The 25,923-nt window shown below is 47.6% G+C and carries 20 protein-coding genes; 5 read left to right on the plus strand and 15 right to left on the minus strand.

Translation table 11 applies throughout. The features are described 5' to 3' along the window. Positions 1–40: 40 nt before the first annotated feature. From FSB75_RS13440 to FSB75_RS13465, 6 genes are all read right to left on the minus strand, one after another. Positions 41–2,191: an alpha-ketoacid dehydrogenase subunit alpha/beta gene (locus FSB75_RS13440; protein WP_146788421.1), complete on the minus strand. Its 2,151-nt coding sequence runs from the start codon at positions 2,189–2,191 to the stop codon at positions 41–43. Between the two features lie 170 nt (positions 2,192–2,361). Beyond that, on the minus strand, positions 2,362–2,973 hold the full coding sequence (locus FSB75_RS13445; protein ID WP_146788425.1) for a fumarylacetoacetate hydrolase family protein: 612 nt from the start codon (positions 2,971–2,973) through the stop codon (positions 2,362–2,364). Between the two features lie 156 nt (positions 2,974–3,129). Then, entirely contained in the window at positions 3,130–3,708 is a 579-nt protein-coding gene (pth, locus tag FSB75_RS13450; protein ID WP_146788428.1) for an aminoacyl-tRNA hydrolase, read from the minus strand. Between the two features lie 274 nt (positions 3,709–3,982). Continuing rightward, positions 3,983–4,603 carry a 50S ribosomal protein L25 gene (locus FSB75_RS13455; protein WP_146788431.1) on the minus strand — a complete coding sequence of 207 codons (621 nt, stop codon included), beginning with the start codon at positions 4,601–4,603 and terminating at the stop codon, positions 3,983–3,985. A 56-nt stretch (positions 4,604–4,659) separates the two neighbouring features. Continuing rightward, entirely contained in the window at positions 4,660–5,613 is a 954-nt protein-coding gene (locus tag FSB75_RS13460; RefSeq protein ID WP_227990583.1) for a ribose-phosphate pyrophosphokinase, read from the minus strand. A gap of 67 nt (positions 5,614–5,680) precedes the next feature. After that, positions 5,681–5,866, minus strand: coding sequence for a hypothetical protein (locus FSB75_RS13465; protein WP_146788434.1), 186 nt, complete (start codon positions 5,864–5,866; stop codon positions 5,681–5,683). Positions 5,867–5,932: 66 nt separating this feature from the next. On the opposite strand from FSB75_RS13465, the gene radC reads away from it, so the two are divergent. After that, the gene (gene radC, locus FSB75_RS13470) at positions 5,933–6,625 is read left to right on the plus strand and encodes a RadC family protein (protein WP_146788437.1); all 693 of its coding nucleotides are present in this window, start codon (positions 5,933–5,935) and stop codon (positions 6,623–6,625) included. A 37-nt stretch (positions 6,626–6,662) separates the two neighbouring features. On the opposite strand, the gene FSB75_RS13475 is transcribed toward radC, so the two are convergent. The 5 genes from FSB75_RS13475 to FSB75_RS13495 all read right to left on the minus strand — a co-directional run bounded on the left by FSB75_RS13475 (position 6,663) and on the right by FSB75_RS13495 (position 13,463). Continuing rightward, the gene (locus tag FSB75_RS13475; protein ID WP_146788439.1) at positions 6,663–7,382 is read right to left on the minus strand and encodes a hypothetical protein; all 720 of its coding nucleotides are present in this window, start codon (positions 7,380–7,382) and stop codon (positions 6,663–6,665) included. Positions 7,383–7,401: 19 nt separating this feature from the next. Next, positions 7,402–7,704, minus strand: coding sequence for a DUF3467 domain-containing protein (locus FSB75_RS13480; RefSeq protein WP_146788442.1), 303 nt, complete (start codon positions 7,702–7,704; stop codon positions 7,402–7,404). A 103-nt stretch (positions 7,705–7,807) separates the two neighbouring features. Then, complete coding sequence (locus tag FSB75_RS13485) at positions 7,808–8,674, minus strand: BT_3044 domain-containing protein (protein ID WP_146788445.1); 867 nt, start codon at positions 8,672–8,674, stop codon at positions 7,808–7,810. A gap of 26 nt (positions 8,675–8,700) precedes the next feature. After that, positions 8,701–10,239: a SusD/RagB family nutrient-binding outer membrane lipoprotein gene (locus FSB75_RS13490; protein WP_146788448.1), complete on the minus strand. Its 1,539-nt coding sequence runs from the start codon at positions 10,237–10,239 to the stop codon at positions 8,701–8,703. A 20-nt stretch (positions 10,240–10,259) separates the two neighbouring features. Next, positions 10,260–13,463 (minus strand): SusC/RagA family TonB-linked outer membrane protein, encoded by a 3,204-nt coding sequence (locus FSB75_RS13495; RefSeq protein WP_146788451.1) that lies wholly within the window; start codon positions 13,461–13,463, stop codon positions 10,260–10,262. A 199-nt stretch (positions 13,464–13,662) separates the two neighbouring features. Between FSB75_RS13495 and FSB75_RS13500 the strand changes: the two genes are divergently transcribed. Beyond that, positions 13,663–14,379, plus strand: a complete 717-nt coding sequence (locus FSB75_RS13500; RefSeq protein WP_146788455.1) for a hypothetical protein — start codon at positions 13,663–13,665, stop codon at positions 14,377–14,379. A 72-nt stretch (positions 14,380–14,451) separates the two neighbouring features. Here the strand turns inward: FSB75_RS13500 and FSB75_RS13505 are convergent, their stop codons facing one another. From FSB75_RS13505 to FSB75_RS13520, 4 genes are all read right to left on the minus strand, one after another. Further along, on the minus strand, positions 14,452–15,924 hold the full coding sequence (locus FSB75_RS13505; RefSeq protein ID WP_146788458.1) for a SusD/RagB family nutrient-binding outer membrane lipoprotein: 1,473 nt from the start codon (positions 15,922–15,924) through the stop codon (positions 14,452–14,454). 23 nt (positions 15,925–15,947) lie between these two features. Further along, entirely contained in the window at positions 15,948–19,205 is a 3,258-nt protein-coding gene (locus FSB75_RS13510; protein ID WP_146788461.1) for a SusC/RagA family TonB-linked outer membrane protein, read from the minus strand. A 187-nt stretch (positions 19,206–19,392) separates the two neighbouring features. Then, on the minus strand, positions 19,393–21,405 hold the full coding sequence (locus tag FSB75_RS13515) for a ComEA family DNA-binding protein (RefSeq protein ID WP_146788463.1): 2,013 nt from the start codon (positions 21,403–21,405) through the stop codon (positions 19,393–19,395). Next, positions 21,402–22,211 (minus strand): PorV/PorQ family protein, encoded by an 810-nt coding sequence (locus FSB75_RS13520; RefSeq protein ID WP_146788465.1) that lies wholly within the window; start codon positions 22,209–22,211, stop codon positions 21,402–21,404. Before FSB75_RS13520 ends, FSB75_RS13515 begins: the two co-directional genes overlap by 4 nt. 165 nt (positions 22,212–22,376) lie before the next feature. On the opposite strand from FSB75_RS13520, the gene FSB75_RS13525 reads away from it, so the two are divergent. The 3 genes from FSB75_RS13525 (at position 22,377) to FSB75_RS13535 (ending at position 25,883) form a co-directional block, all read left to right on the plus strand. Then, positions 22,377–23,258: a bifunctional 5,10-methylenetetrahydrofolate dehydrogenase/5,10-methenyltetrahydrofolate cyclohydrolase gene (locus FSB75_RS13525; RefSeq protein ID WP_146788468.1), complete on the plus strand. Its 882-nt coding sequence runs from the start codon at positions 22,377–22,379 to the stop codon at positions 23,256–23,258. A 7-nt stretch (positions 23,259–23,265) separates the two neighbouring features. Then, complete coding sequence (locus FSB75_RS13530; RefSeq protein WP_227990584.1) at positions 23,266–23,913, plus strand: 7-carboxy-7-deazaguanine synthase QueE; 648 nt, start codon at positions 23,266–23,268, stop codon at positions 23,911–23,913. Positions 23,914–23,975: 62 nt separating this feature from the next. Continuing rightward, positions 23,976–25,883, plus strand: a complete 1,908-nt coding sequence (locus FSB75_RS13535) for an OmpA family protein (protein ID WP_146788472.1) — start codon at positions 23,976–23,978, stop codon at positions 25,881–25,883. Positions 25,884–25,923: the final 40 nt, after the last annotated feature.

Raw genomic sequence — 25,923 nt, forward strand, 5'->3', positions numbered from 1 at the left:
GAAAAGGCTTTCGAAAATGGAAAGCCTTTTCTTTTTTATTTTAGTAGTTCAACAAAGCTTGCAACTTCTTCTTCACCTTGTCTGCGTTGGGCAACATGGCCGCTTCCAATCCTGTGTTGAGTGGAACGGCCGGCAAGTTTAACGCACCCAAAACTTCGACGGGCGCATCTAACCAACTAAAGCATGCTTTCGAAATTCTTCCTGCCAAGGCTTCAGCAAAAGAATTATTTTGCTGCTCTTCGGTTAACACCAAACATTTGCCGTGCTTTTTTACGCTTGAAAAAACGGTTTCTTCGTCCAGTGGAAACAAGGTTCTTAAATCAATGATTTCAATTTGCTGATCAAAATTTTTGGCGGCCGCTTTTGCCCAATACACACCCATTCCATAAGTGATTACGCAAACTGATTCGCCGTTAAATACAGCATCGTCGCTTGCCTTTAAAGCAACGGCGGCTTTGCCAAACGGAAGAACATAATCTCTTGAAGGCTCGACTGTTTTTGCTTCTTCAGCGCCCGGCACTTTGCTCCAATAAAGTCCTTTGTGCTCCAGCATCACAACGGGATTGGGGTCGTAATATGCAGCCTTCATCAAACCTTTCATATCGGCCGCGTTGCTTGGGTAAGCAATCTTGATTCCTTTAATGCTCAACAAGGTTGTTTCCACGCTGCCGCTGTGATAAGGTCCGCCGCCGCCATAAGCACCGATAGGCACGCGAATGATGGTGGACACAGGAAATTTGCCACACGACAAATAGCAGGACTTAGAAATTTCGCTGACAAGTTGATTGAAGCCGGGATAGATGTAATCGGCAAATTGCACTTCTACAATTGGCTTTAAGCCAACGGCACTCATGCCAACCGTTGAACCAATAATGTAAGCTTCTTGTATGGCAGTGTTGAACACGCGGTGATCGCCAAATTTCTCTCCCAATGTTGCCGCTTCGCGAAACACGCCCCCCAATCGCTTGCCCACGTCTTGCCCGTAAAGCAAACATTCTTCGTGGTCTTCCATCAACTCGCGAATGGCAAACAAAGCCGCATCCACCATCAACACTTTTTCTTTGCCTTGCGGCGAACGTTCGCCGCTTTCTTCAGTTATTGGCGTTGGTGCAAAAACGTGTTCAGCAACGGTTGATGGATCGGGTTCAGAAGCAGCAACAGCTTTTTCAAATGCTTCTTTGATTTCTGCCGCCACCTCTTCTTCCATCGTGTGTGTATAGTTGTCGCCAAAATCACCAACAACGTAGTTTTTAAACTTGACGAAAGGATCGTTGCAAGCGTGTTTTGCCAAGTCTTCGTTGCTGCGGTAAAACTCTTTTCGCACACCGCTTGTATGATGATTGAGCAAACAAACTTTTGCATGAACGAGCCACGGTCTGCGATGCTCACGCACATCGGCAATCACCTTTTGCATCACACTATAGCTCTCAAAAAAATCAGTGCCGTCAACGCGAACTTTGTTTACTCCTTTAAAACCTTCGGCATATTCATACGCATCCATCGCACGTCCTTCTTCGGCACTTACACTAATGCCCCATTCGTTGTCCTGCACCAGATAAATGATCGGCAATTGTTTGAGAACGGCAAACTGCAAAGCCTCGCTCACTTCCCCTTCGGTTACACTGGCATCGCCAAGCGAGCAAAGAACAATTGGCTTTGTGTCCACGGTTGACAGTTCACGGTCCATAGCTGCTGCATTGCCGCCCGTTATCCGTCGTCTGTGGACCTCTTCGAGGTATTGTATGCCCTGCGCCACACCGGTTGTCGGTATCACCTGCATACCTGTGGCGCTGCTCTGATGAATGATTTTTGGTTTGTCTTCGGATCGTGAGTTTGGGTGAGAATAATAGCTTCTTCCGCCAGAGAAAGGGTCATCTGCTTTGGTTAGCAGTTGCAGCATCAGTTCGTACGGCGACCAGCCCATGCCCAACAACAGGCTTTCATCACGGTAGTATGGACTCACCCAATCCTGCGGCAATAAATGAAAAGCAGCGGCTAATTGAATGGCCTCGTGGCCACGGGAAGTAGAGTGAACGTATTTGGTAATAGAACGGTTCGCCTCGTAAGCTTCGGCCATCAGTTTTGCACTGTACATTAACCGGTAAGCACGAAGGAGCAAGTTTCTGTCTATTCCCCCTATCCCCCTAAAGGGGTGACTTAGGTTGTTGTTGCTTTCATTTTTTTCAGGCATTCGTTAGATTGAATTTGGGTTGCAAATTATCGTTTGATGATTTACGAAAATAGAAGCGTCAAATAAAAACCAGAAGCAATAGCTTCTGGTTTAAAATATTCTCTTAAAGGAATGGCTGCGGAACGAAAGTTTCACCGACCCAAGTCACCCCTTTAGAGGGACAGGGGGAATTATTTCACTTCAAGCGTCATCATGCTTTGCTCTTCCATGAAGGCTTCTATTTCATCACCTACTACAATCTCGCCTACGCCTGCTGGCGTACCGGTAAATATCAGGTCACCTATGTTGATGGAAAAAAAGTTGGAGATGTAGGACACAATGTAATCGAAGTCGAAGATCATGTCTTCCGAATTTCCTTCCTGAACCTTCTCTTTGTTTTTAAACAATGAAAAGGCGATTTTATTTCGGTCTTTAACGTTGGCAAACGGAACCCATTTGCCGATGACGGCCGAATTGTCCCAGGCCTTTGCCTTTTCCCACGGCAGGCCTTTTTGTTTTAATTCGTTCTGAATGTCGCGGGCCGTAAAGTCAATGCCGGTGGTAACGGCGTCGTAATATTTATTGGCGAATTTCTCCTGGATGTATTTGCCGTTTTTGGAGATGCGCAGCACCAGTTCGCATTCGTAATGAAGCTCGTTGGTAAACTCGGGATAATAAAACGGCGTGTGCGGCTGAAGCAAGGCACTCTTGGGCTTCATGAAAATAACCGGCTCATCGGGAATCTCGTTCTTCAGTTCTTTGGCGTGGTCGGAGTAGTTGCGTCCGACGCAAAAAATTTTCATACTTATTTAGGTTTATGGTAAATAACAAGGATACTGATCCCGTTTAGGCGGCACTGTTTATCCTTTATATTTCGGGCTTTAGCAGAGGAGGGATTGGATAGTACGCGGTTTGCTAAGCAAGTTGGTTTGCCAAAGTAAACGAATTAATTTTTATCCTCATAGCGATATTTCCAGATTGTTGAATTTGTTCATAGCATTCGCAATGCCAGCTGTGGCAACGGTTTCAATCACATCCACGCAGACCTCAATTTTCTTTTTTACCAATGGCTCTTCTTCCTTTAACCATTTGCCCAAAACAAAAGCCGCCTGCGCCCCTTTTGGATAATTGTTTCCGATGCCAAAACGCAGCTTTGGATAGTCCGTTGTTCCCAATGATTCCTGGAGACTGCGCAAGCCGTTGTGGCCACCGTCGCTGCCGCCAGAACGAATGCGGATTTTGGTTAACGGAATGGCCACGTCATCCACAATCACCAAAACGTTTTCGAGCGGAACTTTTTCTTTGTCCATCCAATACTTCACGGACTTTCCACTTAGGTTCATAAAGGTTGTCGGGCAAATGCACACAAATATTTTTCCCTTCCAGCGTACGTCGGCCACGTAGGCCAACCGGTCCTGCCGCAACTGCCCACCGTGCTTTGTAATAAAGGCCATCGCCACATCGAAGCCGATGTTGTGACGTGTGTGTGCGTATTCGGACCCTACATTTCCCAAGCCAACAATCAAAAACTTAACCACTGATTATCTGGATTTTTAAAGGATTGCCGGGATTTTGCTCACGCATGATTTCGTCTTTCTCTCCCAACAGCCCTTTTATTGAATAAAGTTGTGCAAGATATGCTCCCTTTCTCAAAGCGTGTTAATCCGTTCCTTCCCATTCATCATTAATAAAGATGAACCGGTTTAAGCATTCCGACAATCCCTTTAGAACCCCGGTAATCCGCGGTTAAACAAAAAAGGATTGCCTTTTGAGCAATCCTGATAATCCTTTGAAATCCCGGCAATCCGCAGTCTATTTTTTTGCAGGTGCCGCCTTAGCCGGCGCAGCTTTGGCTGGGGCCGAAGCCGTAGCGGCTTCTTCCTGGCGCAAAGCACGGGTGGTAACAACCGAAACAATGGGAATACGCGGCGAGTTCATGATTTCATAATTCTCGTCTTTCACGTCTTCCACACGCAGGTTGCCGCCAATCTCCAACGCGTCCACGTTCACTTCAATTTGTTCACGCAAATGCTTGGGATAAGTTTTTACTTTCAGCGATTTCATTTTCGGCACCAAACGGCCGCCTGCTTTTACACCGGCAGCGGCGCCAACGAATTTCAGCGGAATTTGCGCGACTACTTTTTTGTCTTCTACGAGTTCCAACAGATCAACGTGAATCAGTTCGTCGCTCACCTTGTCAAACTGCAAATCTTTCAAAATGCAGCGATAGGTTTTGCCGTCCACCGTTACGTTGGCTAACTGGAAGTTGGGAGTGTAAACCAACAGCTTGAAAGCCTTGGCCGGAGCGGAAAAATTAATCTCCTGTGCGCCTCCGTAAATTACACCAGGCACAAGTTCCTGAGAGCGAAGTTGGCGGGTGGCTGCCTTCCCGTGTTCGGTCCTCAGTTGTCCTTCGATTGTAATTGTCTTCATTGTTTATGAGTGTTTGTTTAAAACAAGTCATGAGCTAACAGCTTTCAGCTATCAGCTTATTTATCCCGCCGCTGCGAGTGAAAAAAGAGGTTGTTGATGCTCTTGTTTTCGTACGCATTGCGAATGGCAACGGCAAAGAGTTCGGCTGTGGTGATGCACTTTATTTTCTCCGACTCCATTTTTAAAGGAATGGTATCGGTCACCACCAGTTCTTCCAGCACGCTTTCCTCAATGTTTTGATAAGCCTTACCGCTTAACACCGGGTGCGTGATGAGAGCCCTTACGCTTCGTGCGCCTTTTTCTTTTAAAAGAGCCGCCGCTTTTTTCAGCGTTCCCGCCGTGTCGCAGATGTCGTCAATGATAACGATGTCTTTGTTTGTCACGTCGCCAATCACCACCATGCTCGCAATTTCGTTGGCCCGCTTGCGGTGCTTGTCGCAAATCACCATTTCGGCTTCAAAGTAAGTTGCGATTTCGCGAATGCGGTTGGTGGCGCCCACGTCGGGGGCCGCAAAAGTAAGGTTCTCAAGCCGAAGTTGTGTTATATAAGGTATAAAAACAGCGGAGGAGTCGAGGTGATCAACGGGTATGTCGAAAAAGCCCTGGATCTGCGGGGCGTGCAGGTCCATGGTAATGATGCGGTCGGCGCCGGCGGCCACCAACATGTTGGCAACCAGCTTTGAGCCGATGGCCACACGCGGACGGTCTTTCCGGTCTTGTCGCGAGTAACCGTAGTACGGCATCACCACGATGATTTTGTTGGCCGATGCGCGGCGGGCCGCATCAATCATCAGCAGCAACTCCATTAAATTATCGGCAGGAGCGTACGTGCTTTGCACCAGGAAAACAAAATCGCCGCGAATGCTTTCTAAAAAGATAGGCTGAATTTCGCCGTCGCTGAATTTTTGAATGTTGATTTTTCCAAGCTGGCAGCCGTAACTTTTACAAATTTGTTCGGCCAGGTTTTGCGAGCCTGTGCCGGCAAAAATTTTGGCGTTGGGGTTCATCATGGCGGTAAATGTGGCGGCGAAGATAGGCAGAAGCCTTCCGCAAACATTTCAGCGCCTGAGAAAAAAATTACTTCACGGCCATAAGTCTCTCGGTCTTCTCCACTTTCAGGCTTGCTGTTCCTTCATCAGGATGAAGGCTGAAGTAAATGGTGCGGCACACAAAAAAGGCCAGCACAATGGAAATAATGTAAACGAGCAACATAAAAAGAACGGGATGCAGTGCACCGATAGCAGGAGTAGAATTTCGTCTCATAAGTAAAGGATTTAAGTTTTAAAATGGGATATTGACAGGTTCGAAATTAGTCGCTTACTTTAACCGATGCAAGAGCAGAATTACTCCATTAAGCAATGGGCAAAAGACGACCGGCCTCGCGAAAAACTACTTTCCAAAGGGCCGGCAGCCCTGAGCAATTCCGAACTGCTGGCGATTTTGATTGCCACCGGCAGCGGCCCCAAAAGTGCGCTGGATTTGGCGCAAGATGCGCTGCGTTTGGGAAAAGATAATTTGAACGAATTGGGAAAAGTGCCCATTGCGGAGTTGATGAAAATAAAAGGCATCGGCGAAGCCAAAGCCATTACCATTGCCGCCGCCATGGAGCTTGGACGGCGGCGGCAGGCAACAGCTTCACTGGAAAAATCCATCGTTAGCAGCAGTGCGGATGTAGCCATTTTTCTGCAAACCTCCTTGCGTGATTACCGGCACGAAGTGTTTGCCGTGATCTTTTTAAACCGCGCCAACAAAATCAACGATTTTAAAATCATTAGCGAAGGCGGCATTACCGGCACGGTGGCCGACCCGCGCATTATTCTGCGAACCGCTTTGGAAAAAGAGGCCGTGAGTTTGATTCTTTGCCACAATCATCCCTCGGGCAGCTTAAAGCCTAGCCGCGCCGACGAAGAGTTGACACAAAAAATAAAAGAGGCGGCCAAATACTTCGACATTAAAGTACTTGACCACCTCATCGTAAGTGATGACGGCTATTACAGTTTTGCGGACGAAGGAATTTTGTGAGAACTCCTTACTGAATTGTTTATGCCTTGAAGCCGTGTTATGAGTTTAGAAAATTAACCAGCTCTGTCAGAAGCTTTTCGTTCCACTCGCCTTCATAGTTCTTAAAGAACAACTCAAGCCTTTCTTTCTCCGCAGGCAAAGCAGCATTGATGGATTTTCGCTTCAACGAAATTTCTTTGGCCGTTCCGTTGGCCGGTACAATGTAGTAGGTTGTCTCGTCTTTAAACTCGTCGTACATATTGCCCGATGACACAATGCCGTTGCTTGAATAATTGGCGGCAATAAATTTTGTCTTGGTGAGAGAATACAAGGTGTATTTGCTTCCGCCGGTCAGGCGATTGTACAACTTTGCGTTGTCCAGCACAGGAACGCGTTCGAGCCAGTAAGCAGCGCCGCCACCTTGAAGCGTGGCGTATTTTATTTGCTCCTTGTCCACCACAAAAACCACGGTGCTGTCGTCCTTAATTTTCATGTAAAGATTTTGTCCCACTTTGTCGTAGTTCATGTAGGTTTCGTAGCTGGTGCCTTTTGTATCTACCACGGTTCCTTTCGCCCAGTCGGTAAACAAGTATTGCGTGCCCACGGTATTTGGCCTTTGCTCAAAATGCTTTCGTTCAACGCTAACTTGCGCCTGTGCTGCGTAGTTTGAAAAGTTCTGCCGTCCGTCGGCAGAGTTAAACAAGTTGGCGCGGACGGGCTCTTGTGCAAAAACAGAAACCGGGATTACTCCGAGCAGCAGGCAAACGACTTGTTTCATTTTAATGAATGATTTTGAGTTAGGCTTGTGCGGCCGGCCCGCCAAAGTTGAACGGTACTTGAACCTCTTCCAGGTCTTTGATGGAGCCGTTAGCGGCTTCGTAACGCTGCACGTTCTCGATAAGCGCTTTCATAAATCGCTTGGCGTGTTGCGGCGTAAAAATGATGCGGCTTTTTACTTTACTCTTGGGCGTACCCGGCATCACGTTCACAAAGTCAATCACAAACTCAGCATGTGAGTGCGTAATGATAGCAAGATTTGCATAACTGCCTTCGGCTACCTCTTCGGAGATTTCGATATTGATTTGGTTTTGCTGCTCCATATAAAAATTGTTTCCAAATGTAAACAACTATACTTCAAAGCAGCTTAACAAAAATGAATTAAAACAGCCGCTTAAAACGGCTGTTTGTTTAGGGAAGTCTGCATTAATCGTGGGTCAATATCTCCTCTGTTACTCGATATCCCGTACCACCCAGATAACCGTAGCGCAAGTAAAAAGTCTTGGTGGCGGGGTTGTAAGTATTGTTGTAAACAGAAGGATTGCTTCCCGCGAAGGGCGTGAACGGCGCAGGCAAGGCTGTCAATGTTGACGTTGGCGCAATGCCCGGTCCAACACCTACATCGCTAATGGTTACCTTGTTTGTTGCCGGGTCCACCGTCAGATAAATCTGGTTGCCCAAATCGCCCAGCGTTGTAATGGATGTAGTTGCATTCACCGTGTACAGCGTTTTAGCTAAATTGGTAATGGCCCTTGGCGACGAAGGGTGATAGAAGTAACCGTTTGAATGATAGTTGCCGTCGTACGGATTTTTCACCGTAATGCCAATGGCATCGGTGTTTTTGTTGCCCGCGATTGTAACGCCGTTGCCAACGCTGGCAATGGAAAAGCCAAGGCCGTAATTGTGACCGGGAGCTACTTTGGTAGAAGAAATCTTCAGTTGAAAAGTGGCCAGGTGTGTTGAGGGATCAACGGTCGCCGTCGTGTTCACCAACTGATAAGCCGAATCGGGCAAAACTTCAAAACCGGCAGCAGTGGCCACCGCAGGGCTTTTAGTAATGGAAACCGATGTACCGGAGGGAATCACATTATTGGCCGCCGTTACTTCTACATAAAACGTATATGTGGTTGGTGTTGCCGAAATATCCAGGGCTGCGGTTTCGCTTTGATTTGGGAAATTAGCCACGTTCGTCGTTGGCGAAGTTTGGTTGGCAAAATTGACACCCCTTTCTTTCACACAGCCCGATAGTAAAGTACCGGCAAAGATTGTAGTCGTTAAATATTTTAAACGCATAGTTTGTTTTTTAAAATAATTGAAGGTTATGGCATCCACCAGATTTTCGAAGTAAACTGGTCAATCGTTCCCTGTGTGTTTACATTAGAACCGTTAAGGTCGTATTCTGTTTGCGGGTATTTTAAACGTAAGGGAATGCGGGGGCCGCGGCTGCCACTGCTAGAAAGCGGGATTGGAGGATAACCGGTTCTGCGGTACTCCGTCCACGGCTCAATGAAGTTGATCGTGTTAAAGGCTGCCCATTTTTGTGTGATGATCAACTTGATTTTGTCGGTTGCCATATCCCAGTTGTTGTCTGCGGTTGGCGTCAACATCGCCTGATAGGCCGCACCTGAACCCGCACCGTCAACCCTGTCAAAGTCGAAAATAAAAGACTGTAATTGCGCCTGATTAAATATTGTCTTGGCATTGCCGGTAAACCAGCCTCTTTGCACCGCTTCTGCTTGTAAAAACAACGATTCAAAATCGCCCATAATCGGCTGCGGGTCTGTGGCGCTACGGTATGGAATACCGCCGTTGGGACCACCGATTGGAGAGTTGTCCAAATTGTCGGAGTACGTTACCGCGCCGTTGCCTTGCGAACCCATTTCATTTCCCAGGAAATGGTAGCCAAAAAAGGTAATTCCGCCTGTGCTTACAGGCTTGGCAACATAAAACAGCCGCAGATCGTTCTGGAGAAAATAAAAGTTTACAGAATAAGAAGAGGCTTTGTAAAAATCATTGTTCCCTGTTTTAGTACCTGCGGCGTTGTAACCGAAGTTGGCGTAGTAAGGATTCTGTTTCAAATCCGTATTTACATAGCCTGGATTAACCACTGCGCCTTCTCCGGCCTGTAAGAAATAGGAACTGATTGTTCCACCGCTGGAAGGAAAATCAGCCGCAAGCTTGGATGTGATGTAAGAGGCTCTGTCGGCCCTTCCTGATTGGCGCAGCAAAATGCGCAGCTTAACTGTGTTGGCAAATTTTATCCATTTGGTTTTGTTACCGCCAAAAATGAGATCCTGTGTTGCGTCTGGAAAACTCGATGCAGTTTTTAATTTATTAATTGCAACCGTCAGGTCGTCGTAAATGGCTTCGTAAACGGCTTTACCGTCGTCGTAAGCCGGCGCTTTGTTGGCCGTGCCCTGAAAAGCCTGACTGTACGGAACGTTGTTCCAAATATCCACCGCCCATTGCATCAAAAACGATTTCATGGTGCGTCCCATTCCTTCCAGTGCCGGATCGCTCTGGGCTACCGCAAAATCAATGATCTTTTGGTAGTCATAAGCGTTGCTGTAGATATTGGTGAAAGTGCTCTGGCCCAAGGTATTGGTAAAACGGTAGTCGCGGCTGTCCTGGTTTACGGCATAGTTTGGACTAAAGGCCCAGTACCCCATCCACACATTTACAATGGCCAAGCCCGGGTCAACGGCTATCGCCGCCGTCTTTACTTCGGCCGGGGCCAGCAGCGACACGGCCGTTGCGGTTGACGGGTAGTTCGGGTTCTCCGTCAGGTCAAGGAAGTTCTTTTTACATCCCGAAAGGAGGCTTCCGCCCAGTAAAAGAACAATCAGATATTTCTTCATAATAAGGTATTGATGAATGATTAGAAAGTAAGGTTTAAGCTGATGCCATATTTCCTTGTGGACGGCGTTTGGCTAATATTGGTAACACCGGTTCCGTTACCCGTTGTGTTGCTGAATTCCGGGTCGGTCCAGATATTCTCCTTCACGGTCCAAATAAACAAGTCGCGGCCAACCAAAGAAATGTTTGCGGCTTTGATCACTCTTGTCTTGCCCAGGAAAGACGCCGGCAGATTGTACCCGATAGACACTTCCCTTAATTTCCAGAAGTCGGCGCTGGTAACATAATTAGAGCCAACGGTATTGTAAATATTGCCAAAGAAATTCCATGCATCCGTGTTGGTTACTACGCTTGTATTGGCCACGTATTTACCGGTTCCGTCGTCATAAGACGAATTCGGGATGACAAATTTCTCGCGGTTAAACTTCGTGTTGTTGACAGAAACACCGGTGAAGTCAAGGTCAGCGCCGATGGCATTAAGAACAACCGCCCCGCTGCGAAACTCGGCTACCGCACCCGCCGTAAAGTTTTTGTAGGTAAGCGTTGTGTTCAAGCCCAGGCGATTGGGCGCCTGCGTTGTCCCATAAGCCGTAGGCGTTGCGTTGCGCGTAGGCAAGCCGGTTGACTTGTCCACAATAATGCGGCCTTGGTCATCGCGGTTCCAGTCTGTCGTTTTCAAAATTGGATAGGGCTGGCCTACGATGGCATAGATACCGCCACCCAATCCACCGGCGCTCAAAAGTTGCTGTTCGTTCACACCCGGAGCAATTGAAATGACCTTGTTTTGAATGTATGAGTAATTGACGCCTGCCGTCCAAGTGAAGTTGCGTGAACGAATAAGAGTTCCTTTAATGTCCGCTTCAAAGCCGGTGTTTTGCACTTCACCAATGTTCAGGTAAGCCTGCGTTCTTCCGGTTGCAGCGGAAATACCCAAAGGCAAGGTTTGGTTGGTTGTATTGGTGCGGAACACAGCAAAATCGGTTAGCAAGCGGTTTTTCAACCAGGCCAATTCCAAGCCTATTTCTTTTTCAGCGGTGAACTCCGGTTTGATGTTTAAGTTGTTAAACCTTGATCCAACGGCAAAGCCCGAAACCGTTGCATAAGGGAAGCCCAGGCTTGCCGGTGCTGTGTAGATATCGCGGGTGCCATAAGGGTCTATATTTACCTGGCCGACTTTGGCATAAGAAACCCGCACTTTACCGGAGGTAAGAATGGGATTGTTCTTCAAAGCCGGGATGGCATCTGTAAACAACACAGATACATCTACAGCAGGATAAAGAAAGCTGCGATTATTTTTTTCAAGACGAGAATCCCAATCGTTGCGCAACGAGCCGTGAACAAAGGCCCAGCCGCTATAACCAAGCGTTAAGTCCGCAAAAGCACCAATAGTTCTGCGGGTTGACTCGTAGTGATAAGACAAGGGCGCACCTACTGCGTAAGCAGGTCCCCACACAGAAATGTCCGTATAGCTGTTGACCGAGCCGGTAGTAGGATCATAACCCAGATCGTTCTGATCGGTCCTGATTTGATAGGTTGTTTGCCCTAACAACAGAACGGAAGTGAACTTGCTGAAATCGTGGTGCAAATTCAGAAGGAAATCACCTTGCAGACGGTTGTAATTGTACCGTTCGCGATAGCCTGTCTGCGTGACACCGGGATAGTTTGATGTTTTGTATCCGCCCGATGCCGGGTAAATGTCAAAGCCGTTCTCCGCATAAAACTTAGCGCCGGCGTTATACTGAACGCTGTTGCGATGATAAGCGTATTCGTCAAAGTAGGCGTTGTAGTTCACCGTGTAGGAAGCCGATAACCAGCTTAACGGACGGTATTCAAGACGGGCATTGGAAATTATGTTGTCTCTTGTATCTGTTTGCCTTGAATTTTTAATGGTCCACCAGGGATTTCCGTAATAAGCATTAAAATAGCCCGACGGCGTTGCAAAAGGATTGTTCACCACGTCTTTAAACTTCGAAAAATCAACGTGTGCAGGCGCATTCAAAACACTCCAATAAACGGCGCGGTCCTGGTTTACATCCGGCCCTACGATGTCGTAGGTTGAGCGGATATAGTTGATGTTTGCACTTATCGAAATTTTGCGAATGTCTTTGCTGGCATTGATGCGGAAAGAATTGCGGGCAGACTTGTCATCGGGCACAGTACCGCTTCTTCGCATGTCTTCAGCCGAAATATAAAACTGGCCTGTGGCATCGCCGGTGGAAAAAGCTACGTTGTGCTGATAGGTAACGCCGGTGTTGAAGAAATTCCGCTTACCGTTTTTCACAGCAGCATAAGGCACCATCAATGTAGAATCCCGGAAAGTGCCGTCGGCGTTGTAAATCCGAACGGGATTGCCCAAAGGAACCGAGTGGCCGTCGTAGCGGGGGCCGTAGCTTTGGTTCTCGTAGGGAATATAGCTGGAACGTCCCTGCGCATCCAGTCCCTCGCCACCGTAAGAACCAAATTCGTTTTGCAGTTTGGGCATTAGGGAAATGCTTTCAAGGTTGATGGTGCTGCTGGCCGTAATGGTTGGTGCGTTGCGGCTTCCCTTTTTCGTTGTAATCACAATGGCGCCGTTTGATGCTTCGTTGCCATACAAGGCCGTGGAAGCAGCGCCTTTCAAAATATTGATGTTGTCAATGTCGTTGGGGTTAATTTGGTTCAGGTAATTGATGTTGATAATGGAACCATCTACCACCAAAATAGGTTGGTTGTTTCCCAACAGCGACCGATTGCCTCTCAGGTTAATGCGTACATCGTTGGTTACTCCCGAGTTGGGCTGTATAATGGACAAGCCCGCAACTTTGCCGGACAAGGCCGACCCAACATTTGGCGACCGGCCTAAGGTTAAGTCTTTGGAGGAGACTTGGGTAGTAGAATAACCTACTTCTTTTTTTTGTTTGCGGATACCAAGCGCAGTCGTCACCACCACTTCTTCTAACTGCGCCTGCGTCGTTGCCAGCGTAGCATTTACGGTGTTGCCGGAAACCGTTACGGTTTGTTCCTGATGACCGGTAGCCGTAATGCGCAGTTGCGCACCATCGGGTACCTTGAGACTAAAAACCCCGTTGGCATCGGCTTGCGTGGCGTTGTTTTTACCAACTTGTGTAATGGTGGCGAAGGGAATAGGTTCTCCTTTTTCGTCCCGGACGGTACCGCTGACGGTCCGCTGGGCAAATGCCAGCACCGACAGCACCAGCATGGATAGCAGAAGTGTAATTTTTCTCATCGAACGTCTAATTTTAAAATTTAAAAAGCAATCGTTTCTGTACAGGGCGGATTAGACAAAGGGAGCTATTGGTTAGACAAAAGCTCGGGGCATACTGCTGCGGGAAATAGAGGGAATTTTTAAACAACGATAAATGCAGTGCGCCGGAACCCTGATTCTTTTGTTAGCAATCCTTTTTAAATTTAAGCAAATCATTGCCATGAAACTATCGCTTTGTTTTTTTCTCCTTCCGTCCTTCGCCTTTGCACAAAACAGGAACGCAATGCCGCAATTACAAACGCCCGTTCCGTTTGCGGCCTATGATTTTTTAAACCGGAAGGCCATTTATTCGCATTCGGACATGCAGGAAGAAGGCAGCTTTCTTTTTCCTCAACAAGCAAGCGTAGCAACGATCAAACTAAAGAACGGCCGGCTTTATACAAACCTCAAAGCCATGGTGAATCTTCTGGACAACGAATTGCTTTTCCAGGACAGCCTTGGGCAAAATTATTCGGCTGTGGTTCCGATTGATTTTGTGGAATTTAATGCGGCGGACAACGACACAACAAAAACGGTTTTCAAGACAGGATTTCCCGCAACCGATGGGTTTACAGAAAACACATTTTACGAAGTGCTTTCGGAGGGCAGCCTAACACTACTGAAAGCTTATAAAGTATCTTACGTTGACAGAACCTCCATTCAAAGCTCCGTTCCCATCAGGCGATACGACACGAAGGAGATGCTTTATGTTTACGACAAGCAAAACGGCATCCGCAAAATTTCGAAAAACAAAAAAGAGATACTGGAGACATTAACCGGCAAGACGCAGGAAGTTTCCGTGTATGTATCCAGTCATAAGACAAACTTTAAATCAGAGAAAGATCTGGCCGGTCTGTTTATATATTATAACCAGTTATTGAGCAGCGGATCTCATTGAGTGAACTTTTTGCAAAAGAAAAAGCCGTCCTATATGGACGGCTTTTAAGTATTCTAACTATAACCTTGGTTCTTACTTGTCCCACCAAACTCTAGCAACCTCGGTATCGCCACCACCGTAAGGCATAGCTCCAACCGCAGCCGCATAAGCCGCTTTGTTCAGGTTCACCTCGGTGCTTGGATAAGGATACCTTCTCGGAATTTGCTTGCTTGGGTTTGTTGCCGAAGGCGCCGGTGTGAGTACAGGCACGCCGGTTCTTCTCCATTCGTCCCAGGCAAACATTTCACTACCGTACAAGGCAATCCACATTTGCTCCTGAATTTTTTGGAGCGGTGTATTGGCAGCCGTTACACCAATTTTAACCAGGTACGCAGCTATATCGCCGGTAACGCCCCATTGCGCCCATGAATCAGTAATGCTTTTTTGCAAAAAGTTGAACGCATTTTCACCGGTTGCATATTCAATAGCAGCATCGGCTCTCATCAAATCAACGTAAGCAGCTGTAAGAATAAACGCGGTGGACGTTTGCTTTTTGTAGTTTGTATTATAAGCCAGGCTATAATCAGGATTGGTCGTAATGAATGACTGTGCACCCGTCCTATCCAAACCGTAAGGGAAGCCTTTTACAACACCTGAAGCATTAGCCTGACCGTAAGCAAAAACCCGCGGATCAGAATAATTGTTCATCAGGTCAGCCAGTGGTTTTGCAATGGCAACCACCGAAGCTGTTGTAAGGTTGTACATCGGGTAGTTGAACGTTCCACCCGGATACGTAACCTTGAAGTTGTAAGCGTTATCATCAATCACGCCTCCAGGGTCGGACAATGCAGCCATGAACTGTGTTTTGCCCGTAGCCGGATCAACTTTTGAAAGGCGCAAAGCCAATGACAAGCGAAGTGAATTGGCAAAGCGTTTCCATTTACTCGCATCACCGCCATAAATGATGTCGCCGGTTACAGCAGCACCGCCCGTTTGAAAACCAGCCGAGGCTTCTTTTAACTCCTTGAACAAGTCGTTGTAAATCGCTTGTTGCTTGTCGTAAGGAACTTGCAACGCACCTTTCAGCGCATTGAAGTAAGGAACATCGCCGTACTTATCGGTAACAATGGAAAAATAATAGGCCTTTAAAATCCGCGCAATCTGGATTTGGTTCACCGAATTGCCACCCGTCGCCGTTGGGTTAGGATTTGCTGTATTTACGTCGATGATTTTCTGCAAATCTTCCAAAACACCCGAATAATAAACGTCCCACGATACGCCGGTTGTTGGGTAAAGCTGGTTGTCGGGATATTGAATCTGGCTGAAGTGTTGTACAAAATAAGGCGTGTAATAAGTAAACAGCGGGGCGCCGTTGCTGGCTGATGCTTGTCCAATCGCGTCTGAACCGAGGTAAGTTTCAACGTTGGTAAGCAAAGCTGAGGTAACGGGCGTTGTCACCGCATTGGGGCTTACGTTAGTGTCCTTAAACTTATTGCAAGCCGCCAAACCGAGTGCTGTTACAAGCACTAGCGAGGAGATATTCTTTTTTGAAAAACTCATTTTCATAATTGTCGTTTAACTTTTTAAAACTATAAACCAAATTTCAAGGTCACCCCAAATGATCTGGACGGAGGCAACTGTCCGCTCTCACCATAGTTTCCGGTAAGTTCTGATGGATCGAAGTTTTTGTTGGCTGTATAAATGAGCCACGGATTTCTGGCAAACACACTAACGTTCAGGTTTTTAATTGTATTGCCAATTCTGCCCACTTTGTTCAGTGGAACTGTATAGCCAAGATTTACTTCCCTCAGCTTAACGTAAGTCAGGTCGAAAATATGCGTCTCGTTGATTTTATTCGCGCCGTTCACGTCATAATAATCAATGGCGTCAATGTACATGTCAACCGGGGTTTTCAAGTCGGCGGCCGAAACACCTTTTACGTGTACGCCACCACCTTGAGCAACCGGGTCACGAACTGGCTTGCCTCTGTCGTTCAAACCGGCTGTGTAGTCGTATAATCCGGAGAAACCACCCCAGAAGTCAGAAAGAGAAAAGTATTTGCCGCCTTTTGTAAAGTCAATGGCAAAGTTCAGGTTGAAGCCTTTGTACGATAAGGTATTTACCAAACCACCTGTATAGTCGGGAAGAATAGAACCGAAGTTCACGTTATCTGTGTACGCATACGTACCGTTAGCGTTCAGAACATTTACACCATCGGCATTCTTCTTAATGCCACGGCCCCTGATCTGACCCCACTCCTGGCCAACGATGCTCCATACACCCGGTGCATAACCAGCCGAGCCCGTTGAACTTGAATAGTCACTGCCACCAAGATAAAAGGAAGTCAGGTTGGGATATAGCTCAACCACTTTTGACGTATTCTTCGCGAGGTTCAAGGCAATGTTCCAGGAGAACGTATTGTTTCGCACTGGATAGCCATCGATTGTTACCTCAACACCTTTGCGATTCAGCTTTCCAGCATTGATCAATTTTGACGAGAATCCGCTTACAGAAGGCGTCGTTACCGTTACGAGTGAATTTGTAACGTTCTCGTTATAATAGGTGGCACTCAAACCAATTCTGTTTTTTAAAAAACGTAAGTCAAGACCGAATTCAAAAGACTTTGTCAATTGATTTACGAGGTTGGAATCAATAGCACGGTCTGGAGTAGTCATCGTAATATTACCGTTCCATTGATTTGACCCTACACCGTAAAGCAGGGTAGTATTATATGGGTCAAGGTCAGAACCCGCTTCAGCCCATGTACCCCTGATTTTACCAAAGCTGAGGAAAGGCAACGCCTTGTCAACATACTTCGTAAAAATGAATGAAGCACCGATGGATGGATATAGGTAAGAATTACTTACTTCTGGCAAAGCCGAGCTCCAGTCATTTCTCAATGTACCGTTTACGATAAAGATATTGTTCCAGTTCAGGTCCACACTTCCATACAAAGAGCGAACGATTTTTTTCGTCCGTGAAGTAGCAAAATAAAAGGGGGTTACTTTACTGTTAGCAAGGTTAAAGAAATCTCTTACAACCAAACCACCTTTTGTTCCATTATCCAAGGAACTGTAATCGTTCTGGCGGATATTTCCGCCCACGTTAGCATCCAATGTCAGTTCTCCAAAGCGGTTATTGTAGGAACCGAGGAATTCGTAGTTGCTCTCAACCTGGCGAACATCGTAAGTGCGGTAAGTTGCGGTAACCGGACGGCCGCCAGTGTTAGCGTTAATTGCCAACGGCGAGGACATGTCCTCCGTACTGAATTCAAAAATGTATGGCAGCTTGGATTCGTAGTGCGTGTTACGCTGGTTGCGTCTTGCCGTACCGGTTATTTTAAAATGGTTGTCCAACTTGTATGTTAAGCCTGCGCTTCCGTACAAACGGTCTTGTGTGTTCACGGCGCTGATCAAGTCATAATAAGTAAAAGGATTTGTCCAGTAAGCCGTACCAGCATAAAAATATTTCGCATCCGGTCTTCCGGGCGTACCGTCCTCAAGGTTCCAGCCTGGAATAGCGCCGGTCGGAGTCCTTAAATCTTTCAATTCACGAAGGATGTTCATGTCAAGGTCTCTGTGAAACCAGGAGTTGAAGCTTCCTGACGCGTTGTTGCCGTAAGTGTCTGAAAATTCACCGTCAACTTTTTGGTTTACGTAGTTGAAGTCAACAGTAGCGGTGAAATGCTTGTTGATGTCGTAAGACGATTGTGCAGAAAGAAAATTCCGGTTCAGGCGGGAAGAAGGAATCAATCCCGTTTGGTATTGATTGGTGTACGACAAACGAACGCTGTAATCGCTTCCGCCTTTGCTGAAGGCCACGTTGTTTAACGTGTTCTGGCCGGTATTGTAAAAGTTTCTTACGTTGTCGGGCTGAGGTGTAAGGTTGGCCGTTTTAAACGAATACTTGGTGCCAGGGTACCAGGCATACCAGGGAATGTATTCGCTGCCGTCAATTTTAGGCCCCCAGGAAGCGTCGTCAAAATAAGTATGGTAACGCTTGCCGTCCAGTGCTTTCCACTCTGCGGGATCGCCGGGCTGCCAGGTATAAGTTTGCCAGCCTGCGCCTGCTGTACCGCCTGAATATTCGTTTTGATATTTAGGCAACAGACCTACTTTGTCAAAAGAATAAGTAGAGGTAACGGAAATATTTGAGGTATTGCGGCCGGCTTTCTTGGTTGTAATTAAGATAGCTCCATTAGCTGCCCTAACACCATATAAGGCTGTTGCACCGGGACCTTTCAACACTTGCAGGTCTTCCACATCGTCCATGTTGATGAAGTTGATGTCGTCAATCGGAGTGCCGTCAACTACATAGAGTGGATCGTTACTAATACCAGATACAGAGTTGGCGCCGCGAATCCTGATAGCGGATTGTGAACCCAATTTTGCAGCCGATTGCGTACGCACCTGCACGTTTGATATTTTACCGGCAAGCGCCTGGTTTACGTCAGTGATACGGGTTGACGTAAGGTTTTCACCCTTAATTCCTTGTTGGGAATTTGAAAGCACGTCGGACCTTCTCCGGATACCCAAAGCGGTTACCACAACTTCAGAGAGCTGTGCATCCGTCGAGTTTAAGGTTGCCGCCACCTGGTTACCATTTACCGTCACGGTTTGTTCCTGGTGGCCGGTAGCCGTAATGCGCAGCCGGGTGCCGTCTGCAGCCCTTATGGTAAAGGCGCCGTTGGCATCAGCCTTAGTTGCGTTGTTTTTGCCGACCTCGGTAATGGTGGCGAAGGGAATAGGTTCTCCTTTTTCGTCCCGGACGGTACCGCTGACGGTCCGCTGGGCAAATGCCAGCACCGACAGCACCAGCATGGATAGCAGAAGTGTAATTTTTCTCATCGAACGTCTAATTTTAAAATTTAAAAAGCATTAAAAAATCCGGGGTTTACCCGCAACAAGGGGCAGCTTGTAGAGACAACTTGCCGCACTTTTTTGCTGCGCCAAATTAGGAGATTTTCAATAAACACTTAAAGTTTTCAAAAAAATGATGGCGGGCAAATGTTCAAGACAGGCGGCAAAGGGTGGTTCAGAACCCGTATTGCGCTTCTAATTTGATTTCTGTTTTCCTGTTTCCGCTTATTTGGTCGAGACCTGATCCGGTAGTGGCTTTGCCGGGGTAAACGGTCTGCGCAAGCCGCATCCAGCCGGTAAGGTTCTTTGTAAAGGCGAAGGAAAGGTTCAGGTAATAACGAAAGCCTTTGTCATAAAAAGCCGGAATGGAGAAGCTGTACGGCACGTCGCTTTCATAGGCATAGATGCGGCTGTCGTAGCCACCGGTTTCAAAATATTGGAGCCTTGCGTTCCCTTTCAATTTAAGAGACAGGGAACCGGCAACCTCAATAAACGAAAGAAACCCTTCCTGCCGCTGGCCGCTCTGCCCGTCAAACCAAATCACTTCCGTCCGGCCTTTTACCAACAAATCATTCCTGACTTGCCTGGCAAATTGCAGCCGCAGGTTCTGTTTGATTTTGTCGACAGGATAAGAAACAACCTGCGTTGTGCCGGCATCATTTAAAGGTTTGTTCTCGGTACGGCACCGCAGGTAAATCTCTGTGCGCTTGTCGGGAGTATAGCTGAGTTGCAAGAGGTAATCCCAACCGCTGCTGGGCGCCGATACCCGGTATTTCAAAAAAGGGAATTGATAAAAATCCGTGTACGCCGCTACCTGCCAACCAAGTGCAGGCCTGATTGTGATGCCCGTATAGATTCCGTGTTCATTGGCAGGCAGTGAGTTATCGGTGAAGGCGTTTCCAAAAAGAGATTGGTAGCGGAACGATAAATTGCGATAGAGAAAAGACAGGTCAACATTGGGCGCTGCGCTGATCAACACACCGTGAATTGTGGCCGCGTTAAATAATCTGTCCACCGCCGTCTCGCCAAAGAAGTGAGCGTTTCGAAACGTGAAGCCGTAGTCCAGGCTTGCGTTAAACGTTTGCTGTCCGCTAAAGGAAAAATAATTATAGGGTTCGGCGCTTTTTTGCAAAGGCAGCGAAAACCGGTGCGCCACCGCATTGAGCCCGATTTTAAATCCCGGGTTTTGAAACGATAGATTTCCACCGACAGAAAAGTCGGTAAGCTTGTAACGGTCGGCAATCTCAGACGGTGTGCGGTAATAGCCCGATGTGCCAAAAGAGGTAAAGCGCTCAACCGAATCGCTGACGATGTTGCCGCTGAATTTTTTGGAGGAAACAAAGACCGTTGCTTCCCAAGCCTTCTTGCCGAGAGTAATGCCCGCGCCGCGGTTGAACAAAAACTCCCCTGACGAACGGTAAGGCAAGAGCACCGGCGATTGCCGCTTGGTGTTGAGTACGTCAATGCTTTTACCAAAGGCAAGCGAACCCCATTGCGTTAAGCCCTGCCCGAGATTAACAACGTAATCACCAAGCGCCAGGGATTTTACCGTTCCAAGATTGCGGGCGAAGAAATGAACCGAATAAAAATCGAATCCCAGCTTTTGCGCCCCTCGGAAGAATTGTTCGCCGGCATCTTTGTCGGCAACGGCACCGTAATACAAAAGAGTTTTGTATTGATAACGGTAAGCGGTTAGCAAGCGGTTGCGGTCACCGAGGTAATGCGTTGGCAAGGAAGCGTTGTAACCTTTTGATGCCTCAAGCGTTCTTGCCAGGCGAAAAAGCAGGTATTGATCGCCGCCTTTCAGGCGAGACAGAAAATTTTCTTTTGCATTTAAAACCGGCCCCGTAAAAACATACGGAAGAATTTTGTGAATGCTCGCAACATCAAAGCCCGGCACCGCTTGCAGTTCGTAAATGTCAATCAGTTTTCCAAAGGCGGCGCGGTAGCGCAGAAAAGCATCCGTTTGCAAGGCCGTTAAAAGCCGCAGGGCTTGCAGATCCTCTGCGGTAGCTTCGTTCAAGTTTAACGGATGCTTTTTGTAAAACGCAAGGCTTTGCAGCAATGCATCATCTTTTAGTTCTTCGTCGCCCAGGTTTTCCAATTGCTGCTGCGTAGAAGCGGGCAAATCCTGCGCTCCCGCAATCAAACCCAAAAAACAGCAATATGCAAAAAGAAGTTTTTTCATTTTGACGAGTACAGCAGCAACAATCCGGGTGTAACGCCAAGGTAGGGATGAAAGGAAGCCGCAGCGTCAATGCGCAAGCGTTGAAGCTTCACGCCAAAGCCGAGGTAATAAATTGCGGCAGCCGAGCAAATACCGCAGCGAGCCATTAATTTTTCGGCAAACAGGTATTGAAGGCCCGCGTTAACGTTAAGCGGTTGGTCTTCTACCTTTTGTATTTCCGCACCAATAAAAAGCTGCGGCGAGGCATCGTACCCAATACCAGCGGAATAGATTGATGGAAGTTTTTCTTCTCCGTCTTTCCCGAACTTCATCCCCACCGGATTGTAAACCGATACGCCGGTTTGCACCGCATCGGTCAGATGAAAAACGGCGCCGGCATCGAACGTAACGGTTGAAGCAACGCCGTAGCCCGCTGCTTTCATCGCTGTATAATGAAATCCCGCGCCTATATCAACCTTGCTGCCTGCGCTTCTGCCGTAGGCAAACCCAAACGATGTTTCGTTGTAAAGTCCTGCCCCAAAACAATCCCCTTGTAAACCAAAATTGCCCGAAGAAGTAGGCAGCGCTGCCGCAAATGCATAACTCGAAAGCTCCCGCAGTAAAAAGCGGCGTTCAGAAAATACACCTGCCGAAACGTTTTTTACGCCTGCCAGCGAAGCGCTGTTGGCCCGAAACGAAAAAGCGTCTTTTTCCTGCGTACTGTACGTTTGAAGCGAAGGATAAACGGCACTAAGCGGTGTGCGGGCAAGTTGGGCGGTTGAAGAAATGCAAGCAAAAAATGCGGCAAAAAGAAGGTATCCCTTCACGCAGTTAGTTTTTTCCAAGATAGGAAGAATTGAGGAAAGAAAACAGAGCGCAAAAGCCCGAACTCAGAAGTCGGAAGTCGAACCGCATGTCTTTAAAATTCTTAGTTGAACGCTCAACTGCTTGTTGTCTGCTCTGGCTTCCGGCCTCCACTTATCTTTGCGCTCATGCAATTGCTAAACGGTAAGGAAACATCACAGGCGATCAAAGATTCGTTGAAACTGGAAGTAGCACAATTGGCCACACACGGCGCACCGGTACCGCACCTTGTGGCGGTATTAGTTGGCAACAACGGCGCAAGCGAAACATACGTAGCCAACAAAGTAAAGTCCTGCCAGGAAGTTGGGTTTAAATCGACCCTTATTCGCCTGGAAGAAGAAATAACGGAGTTAAAACTTTTAGAAATCATCCGCGACCTGAACACCGATCCCGAGGTGGACGGCATTCTTGTACAATTGCCTTTGCCCGCTCACATCTCGCCGCAGGAAGTCATCAACACCATTGATCCGTCAAAGGACGTTGATGGTTTTCATCCCATTAACGTAGGCCGCATGGTTCTGGGCCAATCCACTTTTCTTCCGGCAACGCCTTACGGCATCATGCTTTTGCTAGAGCATTACAAAGTGGAAACAGCGGGAAAACATGCCGTGATCATTGGCCGCAGCAACATTGTGGGAAGACCGATGAGCGTTTTGCTCAGCGGTTCCGGCAACCCCGGAAACTGCACCGTTACCATTTGCCATTCGGGCACAAAAAATTTGGCCGATTTCTGCCGTTCAGCGGATATTCTCGTGGCCGCATTGGGAAGGCCGGGCTTTGTTAAAGAAGACATGGTGAAAGAAGGCGCCGTGGTGATTGACGTCGGCATCACACGAATTGAAGACGCCTCAAAAAAGAGCGGCTACCGCATCAGCGGTGACGTGGATTTTCCTGCAGTGTCGCCCAAATGTTCTTTTATTACACCCGTACCGGGCGGTGTAGGGCCAATGACCATTGCTGCTTTGCTGAAAAATACTTACAAGGCCTGCGCAATGAAACATTTTGATTGATGTGATAATGAAAGAAGAGAACACGACGATAGATTCCACTCCAACATTGGAAGCACGAACAAAGCTGCCGGTGATGGAGCATTTTTACACCCTTCAAGGCGAAGGTGTGCACACCGGAAAAGCCGCTTATTTTATTCGGCTTGGCGGTTGCGATGTGGGTTGCGTTTGGTGCGATGTAAAAGACAGTTGGGACGGCGGCAAACACCCGTTATGGAAGATTGAAGATTTGGTTACAACCGTAAAGCAAACGCCGGCGCAGATTGTCGTTATCACCGGTGGCGAACCCTTGATGCACGATTTAGCCGCACTCACCAAAGCCTTGCACGACGCGGGTTTGCGAACGCACATCGAAACCTCCGGATCTTCTCCACTTTCCGGCGAACTGGATTGGATAACACTGTCGCCCAAAAAATTCAAAGCGCCGCTGCCCGAAGTTTTGCCGCAAGCACAGGAGTTGAAAATTGTTGTCTTCAACGGCTCCGACTTTGCTTGGGCGGAAGACTGGGCCGCAAAAGTTTCGCCGCAGTGCAAATTGTTTCTGCAGCCCGAATGGTCGAAGGCGGAGCAAATGACGCCGCTGATTGTTGACTACATCAAAGCCCATCCGCAGTGGCAACTCTCGCTGCAAACGCACAAGTACATTAACGTTCCGTAAAGAAGCCGCTCTCGGATAAAAAGTATTTTTAAGCTTTCGTTTATTTCAAAGTTTGATCGGCCATGAAAAACCTTTTTGTATTTCTTTTCTTTTGTTCTTTTCTTTCTGCTTCCGCACAATACGACGTTACCAAAATAGACCGCAAGGCCGTGGCGCTTTACGAAAGAGCCTTGCAACTTACCGATGCAAACAGCTACAAAGAATCCATTCCGTTTTTTCAACAGGCCATTGCAAGAGATGAACGTTACGTGGATGCCTATCTCTCGCTTGCCGGCGTGTACGGCCAGTTAAAAGATTATGACCAAAGCGTTGCCTTTTACGAAAAAGCCTTTGCGCTTGACACCGCCTATACTTCCGACTACTGGCTGCCTTATTCCATTAACCTTGCGGGCAAAGGCGATTTTGAAAAAGCCCTGCAAACGGTAAATAAAATTCTGGCAAAGCCGAACCTTCATCCCACCACGAAAAAAGCCGCTGAGTACCGGCAAAAATGTTTTCAGTTTGCGGTTGATTATGCCAAAACGCACCCAACGGCCAACTACGTTTTTGCGCCGAAAAATTTAGGCGATGCCGTTAACTCTTCTGAGTCAGAATACTTCCCGTCCATGCCCGTTGACGGAAAAATCCTGGTCTTTACAAGACGATTGCACAACGCCAACGAAGATTTTTTTGCCAGCGAAAAAACAGCCACTGGCTGGACGAATGCCGTGCCTCTGCCGGGCAACATCAACACCTCGCTGAATGAAGGCGCACAAAACATTTCGCAGGACGGAACGCTGCTGGTGTTCACGGCCTGCAATCGTCAGGATGGACAAGGCAACTGCGATATTTATTATTCGCAAAAAACGAACTACGGCTGGTCGCCGGCTTTTAACCTTGGCCCTAACGTAAACACCGACCAATGGGAGTCGCAGCCCTGTCTTTCGCCGGACAAACGTGATTTGTATTTTGCCAGCCGCCGCTTTGGCGGTTACGGCGGAAGCGATCTCTACGTGTCGCACAAATTACCAAGCGGCAATTGGAGCAAGCCGGAAAACTTAGGCCCGGAAATCAACACAGCCGGTGATGAGTCAAGTCCTTTTATTCATGCCGATAATCAAACGCTTTATTTTGCTTCGAGCGGCTTGCCTGGCTACGGCAGCGAAGATTTGTTTGTGGTAAGAAAAGGCGCCGACGGCAAATGGGGCAAGCCCGAAAACCTGGGTTATCCCATCAACACCATTGACCACGAAGGAACTTTGTTTATTGAAGCCGACGGCAAAACGGCTTATTATGCCAGTGACAGAAGTGACAGCAAAGGTGGCCTGGATATTTACAGTTTCGAATTGCGCCAGGACGTTCGGCCGGCACGAACGCTTTGGGTAAAAGGAAAAGTGTTTGACAAGAAAACATCCGCGGGCTTGCCTTCCTCGGTTGAATTGATTGACTTGGCCACGAAGCAAATCATTTCAAAATTGCAGACCGACGAAACCGGCAATTATTTAATCACCTTGCCCGTTGGAAAAGATTATGCGTTTAACGTGGCCCGTCGCGGCTACCTGTTTTATTCCGATAACTATTCGCTGAAGAACAAAGCCGCTGATTCGACGTATCAAAAGGACATTCCGCTGCAACCTATTGAGGTGGATGCGGCCGTTGTGTTGCGCAATTTATTTTTTGATACAAAGAAGTTTGACATCAAGCCTGAATCGGAAGTAGAGTTGGAAAAAGTTGTGCAGTTGTTGCAAGAAAATCCCACGGTAAAAATTCAGATTGAAGGGCACACCGATAACGTGGGCAGCGCTGCCGACAATCAAAAACTTTCCGAAACCCGCGCCAGAAGCGTGGTGAATTATCTTATTGAAAAAGGCATCAGGCCGGAACGTTTGGTGGCAAAAGGCTTTGGCGCCACCAAACCCATTGCCGACAACAAAACCGAAGAAGGCCGTGCGATGAATAGAAGAACCGAGTTGAAAGTAATTGCCAAATAGATGACGGATGACAGATGGCAAATGACAGAAAAGAATAATT

The organism is Flavisolibacter ginsenosidimutans, assembly GCF_007970805.1.
Taxonomy (GTDB): domain Bacteria; phylum Bacteroidota; class Bacteroidia; order Chitinophagales; family Chitinophagaceae; genus Flavisolibacter; species Flavisolibacter ginsenosidimutans.

Excerpts from the sequence above, each read along its gene's own strand:
- FSB75_RS13530 (WP_227990584.1), top strand. The coding sequence starts at position 23,266 with ATGAAAGAAGAGAACACGACGATAGATTCCACTCCAACATTGGAAGCA.
- FSB75_RS13485 (WP_146788445.1), bottom strand. The coding sequence starts at position 8,674 with ATGCGTTTAAAATATTTAACGACTACAATCTTTGCCGGTACTTTACTA.
- FSB75_RS13535 (WP_146788472.1), top strand. The coding sequence starts at position 23,976 with ATGAAAAACCTTTTTGTATTTCTTTTCTTTTGTTCTTTTCTTTCTGCT.
- radC (WP_146788437.1), top strand. The coding sequence starts at position 5,933 with ATGCAAGAGCAGAATTACTCCATTAAGCAATGGGCAAAAGACGACCGG.
- FSB75_RS13455 (WP_146788431.1), bottom strand. The coding sequence starts at position 4,603 with ATGAAGACAATTACAATCGAAGGACAACTGAGGACCGAACACGGGAAG.
- FSB75_RS13500 (WP_146788455.1), top strand. The coding sequence starts at position 13,663 with ATGAAACTATCGCTTTGTTTTTTTCTCCTTCCGTCCTTCGCCTTTGCA.
- FSB75_RS13510 (WP_146788461.1), bottom strand. The coding sequence starts at position 19,205 with ATGAGAAAAATTACACTTCTGCTATCCATGCTGGTGCTGTCGGTGCTG.
- FSB75_RS13525 (WP_146788468.1), top strand. The coding sequence starts at position 22,377 with ATGCAATTGCTAAACGGTAAGGAAACATCACAGGCGATCAAAGATTCG.
- FSB75_RS13440 (WP_146788421.1), bottom strand. The coding sequence starts at position 2,191 with ATGCCTGAAAAAAATGAAAGCAACAACAACCTAAGTCACCCCTTTAGG.
- FSB75_RS13505 (WP_146788458.1), bottom strand. The coding sequence starts at position 15,924 with ATGAAAATGAGTTTTTCAAAAAAGAATATCTCCTCGCTAGTGCTTGTA.
- FSB75_RS13480 (WP_146788442.1), bottom strand. The coding sequence starts at position 7,704 with ATGGAGCAGCAAAACCAAATCAATATCGAAATCTCCGAAGAGGTAGCC.
- FSB75_RS13475 (WP_146788439.1), bottom strand. The coding sequence starts at position 7,382 with ATGAAACAAGTCGTTTGCCTGCTGCTCGGAGTAATCCCGGTTTCTGTT.
- FSB75_RS13495 (WP_146788451.1), bottom strand. The coding sequence starts at position 13,463 with ATGAGAAAAATTACACTTCTGCTATCCATGCTGGTGCTGTCGGTGCTG.
- FSB75_RS13465 (WP_146788434.1), bottom strand. The coding sequence starts at position 5,866 with ATGAGACGAAATTCTACTCCTGCTATCGGTGCACTGCATCCCGTTCTT.
- FSB75_RS13445 (WP_146788425.1), bottom strand. The coding sequence starts at position 2,973 with ATGAAAATTTTTTGCGTCGGACGCAACTACTCCGACCACGCCAAAGAA.
- FSB75_RS13490 (WP_146788448.1), bottom strand. The coding sequence starts at position 10,239 with ATGAAGAAATATCTGATTGTTCTTTTACTGGGCGGAAGCCTCCTTTCG.
- FSB75_RS13460 (WP_227990583.1), bottom strand. The coding sequence starts at position 5,613 with ATGATGAACCCCAACGCCAAAATTTTTGCCGGCACAGGCTCGCAAAAC.
- FSB75_RS13515 (WP_146788463.1), bottom strand. The coding sequence starts at position 21,405 with ATGAAAAAACTTCTTTTTGCATATTGCTGTTTTTTGGGTTTGATTGCG.